Source organism: Kitasatospora sp. NPDC101183, assembly GCF_044767945.1.
GTDB lineage: Bacteria > Actinomycetota > Actinomycetes > Streptomycetales > Streptomycetaceae > Kitasatospora.
This window is the reverse complement of the sequence record NZ_JBIWOW010000004.1, coordinates 74872-93567: the sequence shown is the minus strand read 5'-3', so window position 1 is coordinate 93567 and position 18696 is coordinate 74872. Positions and strand designations below refer to the sequence as shown.

Genomic DNA, 18696 nt, shown 5'->3' with positions numbered 1-18696 from the left:
TGACAACCCGACACCGCGAGGAGCCCGCCGATGACCGACCGCCCGCCCGTCCTCCGGGTGACCGAGCAGGGCGAGCCGATCCTGCACGGCCCCTGCCGCCCGGCCGGCGAACAGGACTTCGGCAGCCCGGAGTTGGCCCGCCTGATCGACTCGATGTTCGCCACCATGTACGTCGCGGACGGCGCCGGCCTCGCCGCCAACCAGGTGGACGTCGACCTGCGCCTCTTCGTCTACGACTGCCCCGACGACGACGGCATCCGCCACACCGGCCACCTCCTCAACCCGGTGGTCGAGCCGCAGACCCCCGGGCGTCGCCTGCTCGAGGAGACCGAGGGCTGCCTCTCCGTGCCCGGCGCCAACGCCCTCCTCGCCCGCCCCACCCGGGTGGTGGTGCGCGGCCGGGACCAGCACGGTGCCCCGGTCACCGTCGAGGGCACCGGCTACTTCGCCCGCTGCCTCCAGCACGAGGCCGACCACCTCGACGGCGGCCTCTACGTCGACCGCCTCGGCCGGCGCGACCGCAAGGACGTGCTGCGCCAGGTCGAGGAGCGCCGGGAGGAGGTCTTCGCCCGCCGCGACCGCGCCGCCGAGAAGCTGAACTGGCGCGGCCCGGTCGTCAGTTGCCCCTCCACCTGCCGCTGCCGCCGCCTCGACGCGGAGGCCGCGCGGTGACGCACCTGGCCGACGTCCGCGCCTCCTACGACACCGTGGTGGACGGCTACCTGCGCCTCGTCCCCGCGCCCGAGGCCATGGATGCCTGGTCGCGGGCGATGCTCGCCGCCTTCGCCGAACTCGTCCGGCGGCAGGAGCGCCCCGTCGCCGACCTCGGCTGCGGCCCGGGGAGGGTGACGGCCCACCTCGCCCGCCTCGGCGTGCGCGACGCCTACGGCCTGGACGTCTCCGGCGGGATGATCGCCGCCGCCCGCCGCCTCCGCCCCGAACTCCGGTTCGTCCAGGGCGAGATGGCCCGCCTCGGCGAGCCGGACGGAGCCCTCGGCGGCATCCTCGCCTGGTACTCCGTCCACCACACCCCGGCCGCCGAACTGCCCGCCCTCTTCGCCGAGTTCCACCGCGCACTCGCCCCCGGCGGCCACCTGCTGCTCGGCGGCCACGTCGGCGAGGGGGTGCGCCGGCCCACCGAGGCGTACGGGGGCCACCCCGTCTCGTACGCCTCGCACCTCGTCCCGGCCGAGCGGCTGGTGGGTCTCCTGGTCGGAGCCGGGTTCACCGTCACCACCCGGCTGGAGCAGCCCCGCCCGTCTCACCCCGCAGGGGGATACGTCGCCCTCCTGGCGGAGCGCTGAGGCGGCACCACAGGGGGAGCCGGTCCGCCCGCACGGGCGATGCGTCGACGCGGGGCCGGGCGGGAGGCTGGGCGCATGCTGAAGATCCCGGTCGGGGACACCGAGAACCCCGTGCCCGTCTGGGCCCTGCGCCTCGCGAAGGCCCTGCCGTTCGTCGTCCTGCCGCACTGCCTGTGGCGGCTGCCGTTCGCCTTCGACTTCGAGATGGGCCTGGTCGACCAGTCCGGCCACGGGCCGATGCCGTGGTGGGCCACCCCGTACGTGTTCGGGCTGAGCCTGCTCACGGAGGCGGTGGCGCTGCTCACCCTGGGGCTGGTCAGCGGCTGGGGCGAGGTGTTCCCGCGCTGGGTGCCGTTCCTGCGGGGCCGCCGGGTGCCACCGCTGGCGGCGGTGGTCCCGGCGGTGCTGGGAGGGCTGGTGCTGGTCGGCCTCTTCGGCGGGATTCCGCTGGCCTGGTTCGGCGTGATCGGCGACCTCGGATTCAGCAACGGCTGGTGGGACGCCCTGTGCCGGATCTGCACCGGCCCGGCGACGCTCTGGGGCCCGATCACCCTCGCCTTGGCCTTCGCCTACTACCGCCGCCGGAACGGGAGTTACCAGTCGGCGACCCGGTAGTCCTTGAGGAACACCCCCGACTGCGGGTCTCCCGCCTCGCCGCGCACGATCGGGTCGTACACCCGGGCGGCCCCGTCGACGATGTCGAGCGGGGTGCGGAAGCCCCGGTCGGCGATCCGGGCCTTGGCCGGCGCCGGGTTCTCGTCGGTGATCCAGCCGGTGTCGACGGCGCACAGGTGGACGCCCCGGGTGGCGAGGTCGGCGGCGGAGGTGCGGGTGAGCATGTTGAGCGCGGCCTTGGCCATGTTGGTGTGCGGGTGCCGGGGCGTCTTGTTGCGGACGGCGAACCGGCCCTCCACCGCCGTGACGTTGACGATGTACCGGGCGGGGTGCGGCGAGGCGAGCAGCAGCGGGAGCAGCCGGTCGCAGAGCAGCACGGGGGCGAGGGCGTTGACGAGCTGGACCTCCAGGACCTCGGCGGGGTCGAGCGAACCGAGCTTTGCGGACCAGGAGTTGGCGTCCGCGAGGTCCGGCAGCAGCCCGGCCTCGTCGGCCAGGGAAGCCACGGAAGCCACGGAAGCCAGGGAAGCCAGGGAAGCCAGGGAGGCCGGGGAGGCCGGGGAGGCCGGGGAGAGCAGGGAGAGCGGCCCTTCGCCCCCCGAGGGCAGCGGGGCGGCCCCGGCCGGCGGCCGGAACCCGGGGGCGTGCCCGATCATCCGGCGGTCGGCGGCGGGCAGGGCCTCGCGCTCCCCGGCGGCCAGCAGGGCGTAGGACTCGGGCGGGCGGCGCAGCGTCTGGGCGGCGTTGTTGACCAGGATGTCCAGCGGACGGCCCTCGGCACGCAACTGCTCGGTCAGCCCCAGGACTTGGCGCGGGTCGCGCAGGTCGATGCCGACGACGGTGAGCCGGTCCCACCACTGCGCGCTGCCCTCGGCGGCGCGGAAGCGGCGGACGGTGTCCTGCGGGAAGCGGCTGGTCACGATGAGCTCGGCGCCGTCGCGCAGCATCATCAGGGCGAGCTGGAAGCCGATCTTCACCCGGCCCCCGGTGAGCAGGGCGCGCCGGCCGCGCAGGTCGGTGCTCAGGGCCCGGCGGGCGGTGTTGTCGGCGGCGCAGGCGGGGCAGAGCCGGTGGTAGAAGGCGTCGACCCGCTGGTAGCGCTGCTTGCAGATGTAGCAGCGCTGGGGTTTGAGCAGGTCGCCGACCGAGCCGATGGCCGTGGTCAGCGGGGCGTCCTCCCGCCGGGCGAGGGCGCCGGTGGAGGTGGCGGCGAGGAGGGCCGCGTCGGCCTCGCGCTCGGCCTGCCGGGCCTCCTGGCGGCGGCGCTTGCGGCTCTCCATCACGAAGGAGCTGAGCTGGCGCTCCGCGTGGAGGCGGGTGCGGTCCCGGGACGGGAGGGCGCGCAGCCGGCCGAGGGTGCGGCCGAAGGCGGCGAGCTCCTCGGGGGTGAGGCTGCTCGCGTCGGCCGCGTCGTCGGCCGGCGCGATGGTGGTCAACTGCTGGTGATGGTCGTCCCGGACCGTCATGTCCGCCCCCTCGTGTGGATCAGGTGAGGGGGACTGTAGCCAACGGTCCGGGACGATGAGATGTCAATTTTCCCCGGTCAAGGGAGAGCTCAGCCCGCGTACTGCGAGAAGATCTTGGCGAACTCGTAGGGCTGCTGCGGGATGTTGGTGCACTTGGCGAGCGAGCCGCCGGTGCAGGCGTTGGCGTCGCGGGTGGAGTCCCAGAAGGCCAGCAGGCCGAGGTGGTTCTGCTTGGCGAAGGTCACCAACTGCTGGGCGGCGGCCTGGTTGTAGATCTGGTGGTCGTCGTTCTCGCCGATCATCGGCGTGACGCCGACCATGGACCACAGCTGGGGGTCGGTCTTGGCCGGGTAGAGCGACTTGAGCTGGCCGAAGGTCGACTGTGCGGCCTGGACGGCGGCGTCGCCGTAGTTGCTGCCGGTGCGGTAGTAGTCCATCGCCATGACGTTGACCAGGTCGAGGTTCACGCCGGCGTCCCGGGCGGACTTGACGATCGCCACGCCCTCCGAGGTCAGGCCCTCGGGCAGCACGGGCAGGGTGAGGGAGACCTTGAGGCCGGGGTGGGCCTGCTGGAGCTTGGCCAGGGCGGCCGAGCGGCGGTCGTTGGAGACGGTGTCGGCGATGGCCGCGCCCTCGATGTCGAAGTCGACGTAGCGCAGGTTGTAGGCGTTCACCACGGCGTCGTACTCGGCGAACAGCGAGTCCACCGAGGTGCAGGCGGCGGCGAGTTCGGTGCCGGCGGCCCCGCCGAAGGAGAGCTTGACGTCGCCGCCGGCGGCGCGCAGCGCGTCGACCTGGTCCTTGGCCCAGCCGCTGCGCGGGTCGTAGGCGTTGAACCAGCTGGCCTTGCAGCCGACGCCGGTGACGAAGCCCATGCTGTAGCCCTTGGCGCCGCCGGCCTTGGACATGTCGGGCATGGACGGGGTGGGCCAGGCGCCCATGTCGATGTACGGCGCGACGGGCAGCGCGACGTTCGGCGGCGGGGTGCTCGGGCCGCCGGTCGGCGTGCCGGTGGGGCCGCCGGTGGGCGTGCCGGTCGGGGTGTCCGTGGGGGTGCCGGTCGGGCCGCCGCCGCCCGGGCCGGTGAGGACGAGGTCGTCGGCGAGGTAGGAGCCCTGCCCGTACCAGCCGTGCACGTAGACGGTGACGCTGGTGGTGGAGGGGCCGGTGGTGAAGCTGGTGGACAGCTGCTGCCAGGAGGCGCCGCCCGGGGTCCAGACCGCCGGGTCGGTGACGCCGCTGCCGGTGGCGCCGAGGTAGACGTACTGGCCCTGGACCCAGGCGCTGAGGTTGTACGTGGTGTTGGGCTGGACGCTGACGGTCTGCCCGCACTGCGCGGTGTCGCTCGCGCTCGCGGCGCCCTTGAGTGCGTACGTGCCGCTGTGGGCGCCGGAGTTGACGACGCTGCCGGTGCCGCCGGAACAGCTCCACGGGCTGAGCGAGCCGCTCTCCAGCCCGCCGTTGGCGAGCAGGTTGCCGTCCGCGGCGCCGGCGCTTCCGGCGACGACGGCGAGCCCGCCGGCGGCCAGGACGGTGGCGGCGGCGAGGCTGAGCAGCTTGGTGCGGCGGGAGGCGGGGCGGCGGTGGGTGGGGGCGTGCTGGGGCGCGCTGGGCATGGGGAAGTGCCTCTCGGAAACGGTGGGCCGCCCGCGCCGCGAGGGGGGAGACGCGGGGCGGGCGGCAGCTCTGGGGCTGAACCGGTGTGGGGGAGCGCGGTGTTGTGCTGTGCATCAAACTGGACTAGACCAGGTGTGCACGTCAAGCGTCTCCCGGCGGCCGGAGGTTCACCGGAGGCAGGTTTTAGGAACGGTTAAGACAGGGCCGACGGCGGGTCAGTTGCCGCAACAGGCCTTGCACTCCTTCACCTGGATGTCGTCGAGCACCGGGCCGTAGGCGCCGCGCACGGTGCTGGTGAAGCCCAGGGTGGTGGTGGCCCCGCGGGCGACGAAGGTGAACTGCCGCCCCACGTAGCCCATGGCGGCCCTGGTCTTGCCGGTGACGTCGAAGGTGAAGTCCTGGAAGTCCTGGCCGTCGATCTCGGCGCGGCCGGTGCGGATCGCGGGCCCGCCGCCCGGGTTGCCGGCCAGGGCGTACGTCACCGAGTAGGTCGCGCCGGGCACGGTGGCGAAGGTCTGGGCGATGGCTCCGCTGTCGGCGCCGTTGAGGTCGAGGGACTGGTCGCCCTCGGCGGCCTGCCAGAAGCCGGCGCCGATCAGGTCGACGCTGCCGCTGGTGATCCGCCACGGGCCGATGTTCTGACCGGCGTTCAGCTCGGTGAAGTTGTTCGCCGGGGCCTTGGGCGACTCGAAGCTGCCGTCGTCGAAGCGGCTGGCCGCGCGGTGCTGCGGGCCCGCGGCCTGGGCGGGGGCGGCCAGTGCGGCGGTGGCCAGGCTGGTGCTGGCGGCGAGCAGGACGGCGACGGCGGCGGAGCGGGTGCGCGTGAACGACATGGGTGTTCCTCCCCGGTGGGCCGGCGGGAGCGCCGGCGGACACGGCGGCCGGATCGGCCGCATGCAGAGCGTCGACCTCCCCCGGAAGCCCTGCCAAGACCGGACGGGCGGCGCCCGGTGGTATGACCGGCCGCGATGCGCGCCCCCGCACGCCGGTTTGCGCGGAGGCGGCCCCGGGCGGCACGGGCCCCGCGCCCGGCCCCGGCCCGGCATCCGGACCGGGGTTCGACCGGCAGCGGCTCCGCGCCCGGTGGTGAATTCCCCGTCGTGCGCCCCGCCGGACGCCTACGGTTGCCCGATGACCATACGAACGTACGCGGCTCCGTTCGACGGCCCGCGCATCTGCTTCCTCGGCGACTCCTTCGTCCAGGGCCTCGGGGACCCGGAGTTCCGCGGCTGGGTCGGCCGGGTCCTCGCGGCCGCCGCGCCGCACGCCACCGCCTTCAACCTGGGGGTGCGCCGCGACACCTCGGAACGGGTGCGCCGACGGTGCTGGGTCGAGGTCGAGGCCCGCTCCCTGCACGGCGCCGATCACCGGCTGGTGCTCTCGGTCGGCGCCAACGACGCGATCACGGAGGGCGGCGCCCCGCGCGTCGCCCACGAGGACACCCTGGCCAACCTGGCGGCCGTGCTCGACGGCGCCCGCGAGCGCGGCACGGCCGCCCTGGTGGTCGGCCCGCCGCCGGTGGTGTGCGGGGGAGCGGAGCACCTGGAGCGGCTGACCGCGCTCGCCCCGGCGATGGCCGCGCTCTGCGCCTCGTACGGCGTCCCGTTCGTGGACGTCACCGCCGCGCTCGCCCGGGACGCGCTCTGGACGGCCGAGGCCGAGGCCTCCGACGGCGCGCACCCGGGCGCGGGCGGCTACGCGCGCCTGGCGGAGCTGGTGCTGGCCGGGGGCTTCGCGGACTGGATCGGGCGGGAAACGGTCTAGGGCGTCCGCGAACCCCCCGCTGCCCGGCGGGAGTTCGCGGACGCCCGGTCAGCGGGGGCGGTCAGTGGGGGAGGGGGCGGTCAGCGCTCAAGGACCCACACCAGCTGCCGCCCGGTCTGCCCCGGGGTCTGGACGGCCGCCTCGGACACCCGGTCCAGCCGGTAGCCGAGCTTGCGGGGCACGGCGGCGCTGGCCGCGTTCGCCTCGTCGCAGCGGATCTCCACCCGGGCGATCCCGGGCAGCGCCAGCGCCGCCTCGGTCAGCGCCCCGGCCGCCGCCGTGGCGATGCCGCGCCCGACGTGTCGCTCGGAGACCCAGTAGCCGATCTCCAGCGCCCCCGGCCCGATCCGCCCGTGCAGCCCGGCCGCGCCGACCACCGACCCGGGCTCCTCCGCCAGCCCGGCCAGGTACAGGAAGTCCGTCCCGGCCTCCCAGGCGGCCGTACCCGCCCGGGTCAGCTCGACCGTCCGGGCCATGGTCGGGGCCTCCGAGGCCCAGGGCATCCACGGCCGCAGGTGGTCCAGGTTGGCGACGAGCGCCCGGTTCAGCGCCGGGGCGTGGCCGGGGCGGCGGCGGCACAGCCGCAGTCCGCCGGACAGCCGCAGCAGTTCGGGCGGCCGCCCGGCGGTGACGGGTGGCGGGGGCGCCGCCGGGCCCGAGGCGCAGGAGGGTGACTGAGGGTGGGTCATGACCCGGATTATGTCCTTGGCCCGAACCTGTCACCATCCGTTTTCGCCCGGTCACGGGGGCGCGCGGCAGGGGCGCTCAGAGCCGCACCATCACCTCGTCGAGATCCTTGCGCCGCAGATCCGGCACCCGCGCCCCCTCCGCCGGGTACCCGACCGGGATCACGTACGCGGCGCGCTCCTCCGAGGGGCGCTCGCACACCTCGTTGAGGAAGCGCATCGGACTGGGCGTGTGCGTCAGCGTCGCCAGCCCCGCCTGGTGCAGCGAGGACAGCAGCAGGCCGACGGCGATCCCCACCGACTCCTTGGTGTAGTACGGCCGCGGCGAGCCCGGCCCCTTGTGGACCTCGAACACCACGATCACCGCCGGCGCGTCCTCCAGGAACGGCTTGTGCCAGTCGGTGCCGATCGGCGCCAGCGCCGTCAGCCACTCCTCGGAGGCCCGGTGCCCGTAGAACTCCCGCTCCTCGGCCTCGGCCGCCTCGCGCAGCAGCCGCTTGCGCCCGGGGTCGGTGATCACCACGAACCGCCAGGGCTGGACGTGCGCGCCGCTGGGCGCGGTGCTCGCCGTGCGCACCGCCCACTCGATCACCCCCTCGGGGATCGGGCGGGTGTCGTAGTCGCGGACGGTCCGGCGCTGTGCCATCACGTCGTGGAACGCCTTGCTCCGGGCCTCGGCCTCGTGGGCCGGCACCGTCATCGGGGTGAGCGGGACGGTCGGGTACGACGCGGCCGCCACCACTGTGCTGTCAACCATGGCCGACAGCACAGCACATGACGACCGCGCCGGGAAGAGGTCGAGACCAATCGGAGGCCGGCTGGGGGCGTGTCCTTCGGCTCACGCCGGGCGGTCGACGTGAGCCGGAAGACACGCCCTACAGCTCGTGCACCCGCCCGTCACGGACCTCGATCCGGCGGTTCACCGCGACGGTGTCCAGCATCCGCCGGTCGTGGGTGACCAGCAGCAGGGTGCCGGTGTACGAGCCGAGCGCCGACTCCAGCTGCTCGATGGCGGCCAGGTCCAGGTGGTTGGTGGGCTCGTCCAGCACCAGCAGGTTGACCCCGCGGGCCTGGAGCAGCGCCAGCGCGGCCCGGGTGCGCTCGCCGGGGGAGAGGGTGTCGGCGGGGCGCATCACGTGCACCGCCTTGAGGCCGAACTTGGCCAGAAGGGTGCGCACCTCCTCCGGGTTGAGCTCCGGGACGGCGGCGGCGAAGGCCTCGATCAGCTTCTCCTCGCCCAAGAAGAGGCCGCGTGCCTGGTCCACCTCCCCGATCACCACGCCCGAGCCCAGTACGGCGCTGCCGCCGTCGAGCTCGAGGCGCCCGAGCAGGGCGGCCAGCAGGGTGGACTTGCCCGCGCCGTTGGCGCCGGTGATGGCGACCCGGTCCGCCCAGTCGACCTGGAGGTCCACCGGGCCGAAGGCGAAGTCGCCGCGCCGGGCGACGGCCCCGCGCAGGGTGGCGACCACCGAGCCGGAGCGCGGGGCGGCGGCGATCTCCATCCGCAGCTCCCACTCCTTGCGGGGCTCCTCCACCACGTCGAGGCGCTCGATCATCCGCTGGGTCTGGCGGGCCTTGGCGGCCTGCTTCTCCGTGGACTCGGTGCGCTTGGCCTTGGCGTTCTTGTCGTTGTCGCCGTTCTTGCGGCGGGCGTTGCGGACGCCGTTCTCCATCCAGTTGCGCTGCATCTGGGCCCGGGCCTCCAGCCCGGACCTGGTGTCCGCGTAGTCCTCGTACGCCTCACGGGCGTGCCGGCGGGCCACGGCGCGCTCCTCCAGGTACGCCTCGTAGCCGCCGCCGTACAGGTTGATCCGGTTCTGGTGGAGGTCCAGCTCCAGCACCTTGGTGACGGTGCGGGCCAGGAACTCGCGGTCGTGGCTGATCACCACGGTGCCGGTGCGCAGGCCCTTGACGAAGGCCTCCAGGCGCTCCAGGCCGTCCAGGTCGAGGTCGTTGGTGGGCTCGTCGAGGAGGAAGACGTCGTAGCGGGAGAGCAGCAGCGAGGCGAGGCCAGCGCGGGCGGCCTGGCCGCCGGACAGGGCCGTCATCGGCAGGTCGAGGGAGACCGTGAGGCCGAGGGAGTCGGCGACCTCCTCGGCGCGCTCCTCCAGGTCGGCGCCGCCGAGGTCCAGCCAGCGGTCCAGGCCGGCGGCGTACGCGTCGTCGGCGCCCGGGCGGCCCTCGACCAGGCCCTCGGTGGCCTCGTCCAGCTCGGCCTGGGCGGCGGCCACGCCGGTGCGGCGGGCCAGGAAGGCGCGCACCGACTCGCCCTCGCGGCGCTCGGGCTCCTGGGGCAGGTGGCCGATGTTGGCGCCGGGCGGGCTGAGCCGCAGCGAGCCGGCCTCGGGGGTGTCCAGTCCGGCGAGCAGCCGCAGCAGGGTGGACTTCCCGGCGCCGTTCACCCCGACCAGGCCGATCACGTCGCCGGGGGCGATCACCAGGTCCAGGCCGGAGAAGAGGGTGCGTTCGCCGTGGCCGGCGCTGAGGTCCTTGACTACGAGTGTGGCGCTCATGATGGGGCCGATTGTAGGAGGACCGGGGGCGGGACCGGAAAAGCGCGGGGGCCGCGGCCTGCTCGGCCACGGCCCCGCGCTCCTCGGTGGATCACCGGCAGCGGGTCACTTCGACTTCTTCGAGAAGTAGTCGAACATGTGTGCGGCGACGTCCTCCAGGTACGGGCCCGCCTCGTAGGTGTTGGCGTTGTTGCCGATCGAGGTGTCGCTGACCAGGGCCGGCTTGCCGTCCTTGGTCGCGTACCAGCCGCCGCCGCTGCTGCCGCCGGTCATGGTGCAGCCGATCACCAGCATCGGCGGGCGGGACGCGTCGCCGGTCTTCTTCGAGGGCTTGCCGCCGTCGCAGTGCTCCAGCTCGACGCCGTCGAAGGGCTTGCCGGCCGGGAAGCCGTAGCTGGTGATCGCGACCTGGTCACGCGGGGCGTTGAACCAGATCGGCACCGAGCCGCCGACCGTCTCCTCCAGCGACTTGCCGTTGCCGGCCGGGTTGGCGACCTTGACGATGCCGAAGTCGTACTGGCTCCACGGGCCGCCCTTCTCCGGGTCCGCCTCGCCCGCCCACTGCGGGGAGACCATGCCGGAGGTGGCGCCCCACTCGCCGTACGGCTCGGCGGCGGCCTCGTCGCCCTGCTTGCCGCCGCTCAGCAGCCCGGTGCTGTTGTACGCCGGGGCGAAGGTGATGTTGGTGTAGTACTTGCCGTTCTTGCCGCCGTGCAGGCAGTGGCTGGCGGTCCACACCAGGTTGCTCTTGCCGGGGTTGGCCGGGTCGGAGACGACGGTGCCGGAGCAGACGTAGTCCTCGTTGCCGTCCTTGAAGAAGATCTTGCCGTTGACGTGCAGGTTCTTCGCGTACGGGTGCGCCGCGGGCTTCGCCGGGACGGCGGCGGGCATCTGGTCCGGGCCGCCGGCCGGGGGCTGCGTGGCGGTGGGCTGGGCCGGGGCCGAGGTCGGCTGCGCGGGCGGCTGCGTCGGGTCGGCCGGCTGGGGCAGCGGCTTCGGCTTGGCGTTGAGCAGCTTCTGCAGGTTCCAGTAGCCCTTGACGGCCGGGGTGATGACGTTCGACTGCGCCCACTTGTCCCAGTCGTCGAACTTCCAGGTCTTCAGCTCTTCGACGGTCGGCAGCTTGAACGGCGCCGCGCCCGGCTTGGTGCCCGCCACGGTCGGTGCGGTGGTCTGGGCGATGGCCGGGTCGCTGTTGTCCGGACCGCAGGCGGTCGCGGCCAGGACCGTCAGCGCGGCGACGGAGGCACCCAGGACGGCGCGGCTCGACCGGGTAATCGGTGACATGAGTTCAAATCCCCCTGTTGACTACCGCCGTTCGGTCCGGTCCGCGGGAGCGGGCGCCGGGCCGACGGCGCATAACAGGTGTGGAGTCTGCCATGCGGCCGGACGGGTGATCGCCGCGGGCCCGGACCGGTACGCGGCTGTCACCGGATCGGCACGGGATCGGCACCCGGCCCCCGTTGCGCGCCTCGGCCGGCCCCGGCGGGTAATTCAGTTGCGGCCGACCACCGCGCCGCCTAGCGTTGCGGGAGTCGTCAGCCAGACAAGGAGAAGGCCGTTGCTCTACTGAGGTCCCGAGACACCGCCCCGCCGCGCAGGCCCCCGTTGCCGCGCGGTGCGCGAGGTGTGCGACCTCAGTCCCGGCCCCCGGAGCGCCCTGTCACGGCGCGCCCCCGCCCTGTCGCGTAGGCCGTACGGTCCCCCACACCCGCGGTGTCTCCCGTGTTGCTCACCTCACCCCACAGCAACCACCCGGGAGCCCACCATGGCACAACCCACCACCGCCGTCCTCTGCACCGACCTCGCCTTCGAGTGGCCGGACGGCAAGCCCGTGTTCGACGGCTTCAACCTCGCCGTCGGCCCGGGCCGCACCGGCCTGATCGGGCTCAACGGCGCCGGGAAGTCCACCCTGCTGCGGCTGATCGCCGGAGACCTCGCACCCAGCCGCGGAGCCATCCGCGTCGCGGGCGAACTCGGCTACCTGCCCCAGGGGTTGACGCTGGACACCGCCCTGCGGGTGGACGAGGCGCTCGGCGTCCGCGCCGCCCGCGAGGCCCTGCACGCCATCGAGTCCGGCGACACCGACCAGCGCCACTTCGACGCGATCGGCGACGACTGGGACGTCGAGGAGCGCGCCCGCGCGACCCTGGACAAGCTCGGCCTGCGCCGCCTCGGCCTCGACCGCACCACCGGCGAACTCTCCGGCGGGGAGGCCGTCCTGCTGCGCCTGGCCGCCCTGCTGCTGCGCCGCCCGGACGTCCTGCTGCTGGACGAGCCGACCAACAACCTCGACCGGGCGGCCCGCGAGCGGCTCTACGAGACGGTGGCCGGCTGGAACGGCGTCCTGCTGCTCGTCAGCCACGACCGCGAGCTGCTGGAGCACGTCGACCAGATCGCCGACCTGAGGGACGGCGAAGTGACGTGGTACGGCGGCAACTTCGGCGACTACGAGCGCACCGTCGCCGCCCAGCAGGAGACGGCCGAGCGGCTGCTGCGCAACGCCGAGGCCGATGTCCAGCGCCAGAAACGGGACTTGGTCGAGGCCCGTACCCGCCTGGACCGCAGCGCCAGCTACGGCAAGAAGCGCTCCGTCACCCGCAACGACCCGCACATCTTCGCCGGGATGCTCAAGCGCAAGGGTCAGGAGACGGCCGGCCGTCTCCAGGGCATGCACACCGAGCGGCTGGAGGAGGCCAGGCAGCGCCTGGCCACCGCCGAGGAGGCCGTGCGCGACGACGCCGAGATCCGGATCGACCTGCCGCGCACCGCCGTCCCGGCCGGCCGTACGGTGCTCGCCCTGCAGAAGGTCCGGCTGCCGAACGGCGCCGCCGCCGAGCTGGACCTGCGCGGGCCCGAGCGGATCGCCCTGGTCGGCGGCAACGGCGCGGGCAAGACCACGCTGCTGCGCACCATCGCGGGCGAACTCGCCCCGGTGGAGGGCATGGTCACCACGGCGGTGCCGTTCCGGCACCTGCCGCAGCGGCTCGACCTGCTGGACGACAAGCTGAGCGTGGTCGAGAACGTCAAGCTGTTCGCCCCCGCCGCCGGGGACAACGCGATCCGTGCCCGGCTCGCCCGCTTCCTGTTCCGCGGGGCGCGGGCCGACCAGTCGGCCGGCACGCTCTCCGGCGGCGAGCGCTTCCGGGCCACGCTGGCGGCGCTGCTGCTGGCCGACCCGCCGCCGCAGCTGCTGCTGCTCGACGAGCCGACCAACAACCTCGACCTCGCCAGCGTCCGCCAGCTCACCCAGGCGCTCGCCGCCTACGAGGGCGCGCTGATCGTGGCCAGCCACGATGTGCCGTTCCTGCGCGGCCTGGGCCTGACGCGCTGGCTGGAGCTGGACGGCGAACTGCGGGCGGTGGAGCCGATGTAGGGGCCTTTCGAAAGCTCCCTACCGCTCGTCCTCGGCGAGGATCCGGCGGGCCGTGCTCAGGGCGGAGTCCTTGAGCGCGGCCAGCTCCTCGGTGCTGAACACCGGGGTGCGGACGTCCGGCGCGATGCCGGGGCCGTCGAAGGTGGTGCCCTCGCGGGTGAGGTACTTCTCGTTGGGCAGGAGGACGGCGAAGTCCGGCGAGAGCATCTTGCGCAGCACGTCGGAGAAGACGCCCTGGGTGTTGTCGCCGATCCGGGTCACGTGCGGGGAGCGGCCCATCAGCGCCTGGGTGAAGGTCTCGGCCGCGCTGGCCGAGATCGAGGAGGTCAGCAGCGTGACCGGCCCGGTGAAGTGCTCCCCGTGCTTCCCGTGCTCCCCGTGCTCCCCGGCGGAGGGCCGCACGGTGATCGGCTGCGGCCGGGTGAACTTCGTCGGGTCGGCCGGGTCGTTGCGCGCCACCTTCCGGTAGGCGAGGTACGGGCAGTCGGTGAGCCGGGAGGCGATCTGCAGCCCGAGCCCGTCCGAGCCCCCGCTGTTCAGCCGGATGTCGATCACCAGGCCGGAGAGCGCGTCCGGGTCGGCGAGCAGGGCGTCGAGCGCCCGGTCGAGCTCGGCGGCCTGGCTCGCGTAGTCGCCGTCGGTGTAGCGGCTGAAGCCGCTCACCCGCAGGTAGCCGACGCCGTCCGGGAGCCGGCCCACCCCGAGCTTCCCGCCGGCGAAGACCTGCTCGGGGCCGGTGAGCTGGGCGGCGACGGCCTTGCCGGCCCGGTCGATCAGCTCCTTGGTGCGCGGCAGGGTGTCGGGCCGCTCCCCGCCGAAGACCTCCTTCGGCGCGCCGTTGACGAACCGGGCCAGGGCGGTGTGCCCGTCGCCCAGCGGCCGGAGCGTGTCGATGAGGATCTCCTGCAGCCGGTCGGTGGTCGTGGTCGGGGTGATCTTCTGCCGCTGCTCGTCCCGGACGGCGTGCCAGTCGATGCCCTTGGCGGCGAAGAAGGGGTAGTTCTCCTCGAAGTCCTCCCAGAACCGGTCGAAGACGGAGAGCGGGTCGTTGGGCGCCGGGAGGGTGCACAGCGCCGGCAGGGCGTCGATCCGGTTCAGCGTCTTGCTGTCGATCCCGCCGTCCTCCCGCTCGATCGCCTGGTCGCGGCCCTTCGGGGTGAGGCTCAGCCCGGTGTGGCCGAGCATGAAGCGGACGGTGCCGTCCGGCCCGGGCGGACCCGCCTGCGTGATGGTGATCCCTCCCGGCACACAGCTGTGGGTGGTCTCGTCGTAGGTGGTCAGCTTCCCTCCGGCGATGGTGACCACCGTGCCGTAGCCGTCCATCCGCCAGACCCCTTCCAGCGAACGGCCTTTCCCCGCCTGGGCCGTGGCCACCCCCGGGGCCACCGCGGCGACCGTCGTCGCCAGGGCTGCTGTCGCGACCGCCGTGGCCACCGCCCTGCTGATGCTTCCGTGCGTCATCTCCGGCCTTTCGCCGTTGTCCGGCCTCCCCCGCGGAACCCCTCCGCCGCCGCCCTTGCGACGCTAGGCCCGCGGGCGCCGGCCGGGCGTCATCCGAGGCGTGGCCCGTGTGCCATCCCGTGGGCCCATGCGGGCGCCCGGGCGAAACCGCCTCCGGAGGTATTGACCGGCTGTCGTGAACTACCCTGGGCGTAAGGGGAGTTCTGGCCATGTGCCCGCGCGGGTGAGGGGCCCGGGGCGTTCCTGTCGGCGGGTGAAGGACCGCGTCACCCGGGCAGCACGAACCCGGACTCGTACGCGGCGATCACCGCCTGGGTGCGGTCCCGCGCGCCCAGCTTGGCGAGCACGCTGCCGACGTGCGTCTTCACCGTCTCCTGGCTGACCACCAACTCCCGGGCGATCTCCCCGTTGTTGAGCCCGGCGGCCATCAGCCGCAGCACCTGCTGTTCCCGGTCGGTCAGCCGTCCGAGCGGCCCCCGGGCCGGGGCCCCGGCGCTGCCGCGCCCGTCCTGCGGGGCGCCGTGCCGCAGCGCCAGGTCCCGTACGGCGGAGGGGAACAGAAGCGAGTCGCCGCGCGCGACCAGCCGCACCGCCTGGACCATCTCCTCCGCGCGGGCCCGCTTGAGCAGGAAGCCGGAGGCGCCGGCGCGCAGCGCGTCGTACACGTGGTCGTCGTGCTCGAAGGTGGTGACGACCAGGATGCGCGGCGGCTCCTCCATGCCGGTGATCAACTGCTCTGTGGCCCGGATGCCGTCGATGCCGGGCATCCGGACGTCCATCAGCACGACGTCCGGGCGCAGTTCGCGCACCAGCGGCACGACCTCGGCGCCGTCGGCGGCCTCGCCGACGACGGTGAGGTCCGGTTCGGCGTCGATCACCACCCGCAGGCCCATCCGGACCAGCCGCTCGTCGTCGGCGATCACCACACGGATCGTTTCGTCCACCTCGGTCATGCCATCCCTCCCACCGGCAGCCAGACGGCCAGCCGCCATGTTGTTCCGTCCTCGTCGGGCCCTGCCGTGCTCCCGCCGCGCAGGGCGGTGGCGCGTTCCCCGATCCCGCGCAGTCCGCGCCCGCCGCCGGGGCGGCTCGGGCGGGACGGGCCCAGCGGGTTGGTCAGTTCGATCTCCAGCCGCTCCCCGGCGAGGCCGATGCGCAGCCCGGCGGGGGCGGGGCCGGCGTGCCGCAGCACGTTGGTGAGCCCCTCCTGCACGATCCGGTACGCCTCGCGTGAGACCTCGGCGGGCAGGGAGGCCAGGCCGGGGGCGAGTTCGGAGTCCACCGTGACGCCGGTGCGGGCGAGTTGGCGCAGCAGGTCGTCCAGTTCGGCGAGGGTGGGCCCGGCGGGGCCGGCGTCCTCGGGGCCGTCCTCGCGCAACAGGCCGAGCACGGTGTCGAGTTCGGCGACGGCGGCCCGGGCCGTCTCCTCGATGGCCTGGAGCGCCTCGGCGGCGAAGTCCGGGTCGGTGCGCAGCACGCGGGCGGCGGCCGAGGCCTGGATGCCGACGGCGCTGAGCGCGTGCCCGACGGAGTCGTGCAGCTCGCGGGCGAGCCGGTTGCGCTGGGCGAGCACGGTGGTCCGGCGCTCGGCGGCGGCGACCCGCTCCTCGGGGGTCGGGCCGAGCAGGACGGCGGCCGCGCGGGCCAGGAGCGCGCCGCAGCCGGCGCTGACGCTCGCGAGCAGCAGCAGGACGGCCAGGCCGAGGAGGGGGCCGATCTGCATCCAGCCGGGGAGGTGGTCCGTCCAGTACCGGGAGATGTTCGCGATGTCGCCCACGCTGATCATCAGCGCCACCGCGAAGGGGAACCCGCCGAGCGTCAGCCCCGAGACGATGCCGCCGAAGAAGACGTGCAGGACGAACCAGGCGGCGGTGCGCCACCGGGCGCCCCAGGAGCGGGAGGGGCCGGTGGCGAGCTCCTCGGGCCGCTCCGTCGTGCACAGCGCCCGCGCCGCCGAGCCCTCCAGGCCCCGGACGACCGGGACGAGCGCGGTGACGGCGGCCATCGGCAGGGAGGTGAAGAGCGAGGCGATCAGCAGGAGGAACTGGTCCTCGGGATCCCGGCCCGGCCTGAGCACCCCGAGGAAGGTCACCGAGAGCATCCAGAACGGCATGAGCAGCGCGCCGCCCAGCACCAGGTGCACCCACCGCAGGCGGGCCCCGCGCCCGAACAGCGCCCCCGCCACGCGACCTGACCGGCCGCCAGCCCCCATGATCACCTCGCAGACTCTACGGCGACCGCGTCCCACCGGGCGAGTGCGCCTCTCTCGGTGAGGGCGACGGCGCCGGCCGCCAGGACGAGCAGCCCGGTGGCGACCTGCGCGCACTGCACCAGCGGCAGCAGCCCGGGCACGGCGTGGTGGAGGTCCCGCACGGTGGTCCCGGTGGTGCCGTACATGATCGTCTGCCAGGCGCCCCAGCCGAGCAGCGCCGCGGCGCCGGTCCAGGCCGCCAGCATCGGCCACAGCAGTCGGCGCCCCGGCCGCAGGCGGAAGACGAGGACCAGCAGGCCGACCGGTGCCGCCACGGCCATCATCGCCATGACCGCCTCCAGCGTCCGCGGGCCGCGGGTGCCGTGGTCGGCGAGCGAGGGCGGGAGCCCGGCGGTGCCGCCCGCCGCCCAGTAGACGTGGGCCGTGGCGACGCCCGCGGCGACCAGCGCGGCCACGCAGGCGAGGCTGCGCTGCACGGTGAGGGTGGGGGAGTCCGGCAGGTCGCCGATCCGCTCGCTCAGCAGCCCGGCCCAGCGCCGCCGGGCGTACAGCAGGAAGGCGGTGATCAGGGCGAGGCCCTGGACGCTGAACCCGCCGTACACCAGGGGCATCACCCAGTCGCTGAACCCGGCCACGCCGGAGGGCGTCTGCGGGGCGGTCTCCGGGCCGAGCACCAGGTCGAAGGCGAGGGAGACGGGCAGGCCGATCAGGATCGTCCCGAGCAGCCCGGTGGCCACCCACATCGGGAAGGCCACCAGGCCGGCCGGGACCTTCCAGCCCCAGGGGCGGACGAAGGCGAGGGCCAGGGCGAAGGCGACCGCGTCCATCCCGAAGCTGAGCAGGTTCGGAATCCAGAGCTTGTCCAGTTGCGCGGCGTCGTCCACCCCCACCGCGAACCCGGCCAGCCAGAGCAGTTTGAGCGTCAGGTACGGCAGGGTCGCGGCGACGGCGGTCCAGGCCGCGCCGGCCCGTACGGAGCGTTCGTCGATCCTCATGCTCCGATGCTGGCGGGCGGGGCCGGGGCGCGGCCTCGGCCCCGGGTGCGAACCGGCTCCCCCGGCCGGGGGATCTTCGGCCCGGCGGCGTCATCAGCCCAGGCGGTGGACGAGCCGCCCCTCCTGGGGGTCGGTGCGGCCCTGCGGGTCGGGCCGCAGGCCGAGGCGTTCGGCGAGGCGGCGGGAGGGCAGGTTGTCCTCGTGGATCAGGGCCGTCACCGGCACGCCGGGGAACCGGGGCAGGGCCTCGGCCATCGAGGCCCGGGCGGCCTCGGCCGCGTAGCCGAGGCCCCAGGCGGTGGGGCGGTAGCGGTAGTAGAGGTTGAAGACCCGCTCCTCGAAGAGGGTGTGGAGGAAGAGCCCGGTGAATCCGATGATCGTGCCGGGGTCCTCGCGGGTGGCGACGGCGCAGTAGCCGACGCCGTCGCGCTCCCAGTCCTCGACGAAGCCGTCCAGCATCTCCCGGCTCTGCCGCCGGTCGCGGTGGGGCCCGAAGGGGTTGTACCGGTTGGTCTCCGGGTCCCCGTGGATGGCGAACACCGCCTCCAGGTCGTCCTCCCGGGGCCGGCTGAGCACCAGCCGCTCGGAGACGGTGACGACGGTGCGCTGCCCTTGCCCGATGGTGGTCACGGAGGTTCCCCCTGATCCCTGCGTAATAGTCTCAGGGCAGTATAGAGCATTACCGAC

The 18696-nt window shown here is 74.1% G+C and carries 17 protein-coding genes; 5 read left to right on the top strand and 12 right to left on the bottom strand.

What is annotated here, in order from left to right:
* Window positions 1-30: 30 nt before the first annotated feature.
* The 3 genes from def (at window position 31) to ACIRRS_RS06085 (ending at window position 1919) form a co-directional block, all read left to right on the top strand.
* Window positions 31-672 carry a peptide deformylase gene (gene def, locus ACIRRS_RS06095; RefSeq protein ID WP_402965759.1) on the top strand — a complete coding sequence of 214 codons (642 nt, stop codon included), beginning with the start codon at window positions 31-33 and terminating at the stop codon, window positions 670-672.
* The gene (locus ACIRRS_RS06090) at window positions 669-1304 is read left to right on the top strand and encodes a class I SAM-dependent methyltransferase (protein ID WP_402965756.1); all 636 of its coding nucleotides are present in this window, start codon (window positions 669-671) and stop codon (window positions 1302-1304) included. Before def ends, ACIRRS_RS06090 begins: the two co-directional genes overlap by 4 nt.
* A 75-nt stretch (window positions 1305-1379) precedes the next feature.
* Window positions 1380-1919: a hypothetical protein gene (locus ACIRRS_RS06085; protein ID WP_402965753.1), complete on the top strand. Its 540-nt coding sequence runs from the start codon at window positions 1380-1382 to the stop codon at window positions 1917-1919.
* On the opposite strand, the gene ACIRRS_RS06080 is transcribed toward ACIRRS_RS06085, so the two are convergent.
* The 3 genes from ACIRRS_RS06080 to ACIRRS_RS06070 all read right to left on the bottom strand — a co-directional run bounded on the left by ACIRRS_RS06080 (window position 1898) and on the right by ACIRRS_RS06070 (window position 5835).
* A complete protein-coding gene (locus ACIRRS_RS06080; protein WP_402965750.1) occupies window positions 1898-3385 on the bottom strand; it encodes an SDR family NAD(P)-dependent oxidoreductase in 1488 nt (495 codons plus the stop codon). The two genes, ACIRRS_RS06085 and ACIRRS_RS06080, sit on opposite strands and share 22 nt — an antisense overlap.
* Before the next feature lie 89 nt (window positions 3386-3474).
* On the bottom strand, window positions 3475-5001 hold the full coding sequence (locus tag ACIRRS_RS06075) for a carbohydrate binding domain-containing protein (protein ID WP_402965747.1): 1527 nt from the start codon (window positions 4999-5001) through the stop codon (window positions 3475-3477).
* Window positions 5002-5217: 216 nt separating this feature from the next.
* On the bottom strand, window positions 5218-5835 hold the full coding sequence (locus ACIRRS_RS06070) for a choice-of-anchor C family protein (RefSeq protein ID WP_402965745.1): 618 nt from the start codon (window positions 5833-5835) through the stop codon (window positions 5218-5220).
* Between the two features lie 298 nt (window positions 5836-6133).
* On the opposite strand from ACIRRS_RS06070, the gene ACIRRS_RS06065 reads away from it, so the two are divergent.
* Entirely contained in the window at window positions 6134-6766 is a 633-nt protein-coding gene (locus tag ACIRRS_RS06065) for a GDSL-type esterase/lipase family protein (protein WP_402965742.1), read from the top strand.
* Between the two features lie 80 nt (window positions 6767-6846).
* On the opposite strand, the gene ACIRRS_RS06060 is transcribed toward ACIRRS_RS06065, so the two are convergent.
* The 4 genes from ACIRRS_RS06060 to ACIRRS_RS06045 all read right to left on the bottom strand — a co-directional run bounded on the left by ACIRRS_RS06060 (window position 6847) and on the right by ACIRRS_RS06045 (window position 11252).
* The gene (locus ACIRRS_RS06060; protein ID WP_402965739.1) at window positions 6847-7455 is read right to left on the bottom strand and encodes a GNAT family N-acetyltransferase; all 609 of its coding nucleotides are present in this window, start codon (window positions 7453-7455) and stop codon (window positions 6847-6849) included.
* A gap of 76 nt (window positions 7456-7531) precedes the next feature.
* Window positions 7532-8209: a nitroreductase family protein gene (locus ACIRRS_RS06055; RefSeq protein WP_402965736.1), complete on the bottom strand. Its 678-nt coding sequence runs from the start codon at window positions 8207-8209 to the stop codon at window positions 7532-7534.
* 118 nt (window positions 8210-8327) lie between these two features.
* Window positions 8328-9965, bottom strand: coding sequence for an ABC-F family ATP-binding cassette domain-containing protein (locus ACIRRS_RS06050; protein WP_402965733.1), 1638 nt, complete (start codon window positions 9963-9965; stop codon window positions 8328-8330).
* A gap of 105 nt (window positions 9966-10070) precedes the next feature.
* Entirely contained in the window at window positions 10071-11252 is a 1182-nt protein-coding gene (locus ACIRRS_RS06045; protein ID WP_402965730.1) for a trypsin-like serine peptidase, read from the bottom strand.
* Window positions 11253-11733: 481 nt separating this feature from the next.
* On the opposite strand from ACIRRS_RS06045, the gene ACIRRS_RS06040 reads away from it, so the two are divergent.
* Window positions 11734-13341, top strand: a complete 1608-nt coding sequence (locus tag ACIRRS_RS06040; protein WP_402965727.1) for an ABC-F family ATP-binding cassette domain-containing protein — start codon at window positions 11734-11736, stop codon at window positions 13339-13341.
* An 18-nt stretch (window positions 13342-13359) separates the two neighbouring features.
* Here the strand turns inward: ACIRRS_RS06040 and ACIRRS_RS06035 are convergent, their stop codons facing one another.
* The 5 genes from ACIRRS_RS06035 to ACIRRS_RS06015 form a co-directional block, all read right to left on the bottom strand.
* Window positions 13360-14802, bottom strand: a complete 1443-nt coding sequence (locus tag ACIRRS_RS06035) for a S41 family peptidase (protein WP_402965724.1) — start codon at window positions 14800-14802, stop codon at window positions 13360-13362.
* Between the two features lie 266 nt (window positions 14803-15068).
* A complete protein-coding gene (locus ACIRRS_RS06030) occupies window positions 15069-15755 on the bottom strand; it encodes a response regulator (RefSeq protein WP_402965721.1) in 687 nt (228 codons plus the stop codon).
* Window positions 15752-17014, bottom strand: coding sequence for a sensor histidine kinase (locus ACIRRS_RS06025; protein WP_402966370.1), 1263 nt, complete (start codon window positions 17012-17014; stop codon window positions 15752-15754). Before ACIRRS_RS06025 ends, ACIRRS_RS06030 begins: the two co-directional genes overlap by 4 nt.
* A 2-nt stretch (window positions 17015-17016) precedes the next feature.
* Window positions 17017-18009 carry a hypothetical protein gene (locus tag ACIRRS_RS06020; RefSeq protein ID WP_402965718.1) on the bottom strand — a complete coding sequence of 331 codons (993 nt, stop codon included), beginning with the start codon at window positions 18007-18009 and terminating at the stop codon, window positions 17017-17019.
* 93 nt (window positions 18010-18102) lie between these two features.
* Entirely contained in the window at window positions 18103-18639 is a 537-nt protein-coding gene (locus ACIRRS_RS06015; RefSeq protein ID WP_402965715.1) for a GNAT family N-acetyltransferase, read from the bottom strand.
* Window positions 18640-18696: the final 57 nt, after the last annotated feature.

Bases quoted from the DNA above. Each gene is read 5' to 3' on its own strand.
- ACIRRS_RS06070 (WP_402965745.1), bottom strand. From the start codon at position 5,835: ATGTCGTTCACGCGCACCCGCTCCGCCGCCGTCGCCGTCCTGCTCGCC.
- ACIRRS_RS06035 (WP_402965724.1), bottom strand. From the start codon at position 14,802: ATGACGCACGGAAGCATCAGCAGGGCGGTGGCCACGGCGGTCGCGACA.
- ACIRRS_RS06030 (WP_402965721.1), bottom strand. From the start codon at position 15,755: ATGACCGAGGTGGACGAAACGATCCGTGTGGTGATCGCCGACGACGAG.
- ACIRRS_RS06080 (WP_402965750.1), bottom strand. From the start codon at position 3,385: ATGACGGTCCGGGACGACCATCACCAGCAGTTGACCACCATCGCGCCG.
- ACIRRS_RS06050 (WP_402965733.1), bottom strand. From the start codon at position 9,965: ATGAGCGCCACACTCGTAGTCAAGGACCTCAGCGCCGGCCACGGCGAA.
- ACIRRS_RS06085 (WP_402965753.1), top strand. From the start codon at position 1,380: ATGCTGAAGATCCCGGTCGGGGACACCGAGAACCCCGTGCCCGTCTGG.
- ACIRRS_RS06040 (WP_402965727.1), top strand. From the start codon at position 11,734: ATGGCACAACCCACCACCGCCGTCCTCTGCACCGACCTCGCCTTCGAG.
- ACIRRS_RS06075 (WP_402965747.1), bottom strand. From the start codon at position 5,001: ATGCCCAGCGCGCCCCAGCACGCCCCCACCCACCGCCGCCCCGCCTCC.
- ACIRRS_RS06060 (WP_402965739.1), bottom strand. From the start codon at position 7,455: ATGACCCACCCTCAGTCACCCTCCTGCGCCTCGGGCCCGGCGGCGCCC.
- def (WP_402965759.1), top strand. From the start codon at position 31: ATGACCGACCGCCCGCCCGTCCTCCGGGTGACCGAGCAGGGCGAGCCG.
- ACIRRS_RS06045 (WP_402965730.1), bottom strand. From the start codon at position 11,252: ATGTCACCGATTACCCGGTCGAGCCGCGCCGTCCTGGGTGCCTCCGTC.
- ACIRRS_RS06065 (WP_402965742.1), top strand. From the start codon at position 6,134: ATGACCATACGAACGTACGCGGCTCCGTTCGACGGCCCGCGCATCTGC.
- ACIRRS_RS06020 (WP_402965718.1), bottom strand. From the start codon at position 18,009: ATGAGGATCGACGAACGCTCCGTACGGGCCGGCGCGGCCTGGACCGCC.
- ACIRRS_RS06025 (WP_402966370.1), bottom strand. From the start codon at position 17,014: ATGGGGGCTGGCGGCCGGTCAGGTCGCGTGGCGGGGGCGCTGTTCGGG.
- ACIRRS_RS06055 (WP_402965736.1), bottom strand. From the start codon at position 8,209: ATGGTTGACAGCACAGTGGTGGCGGCCGCGTCGTACCCGACCGTCCCG.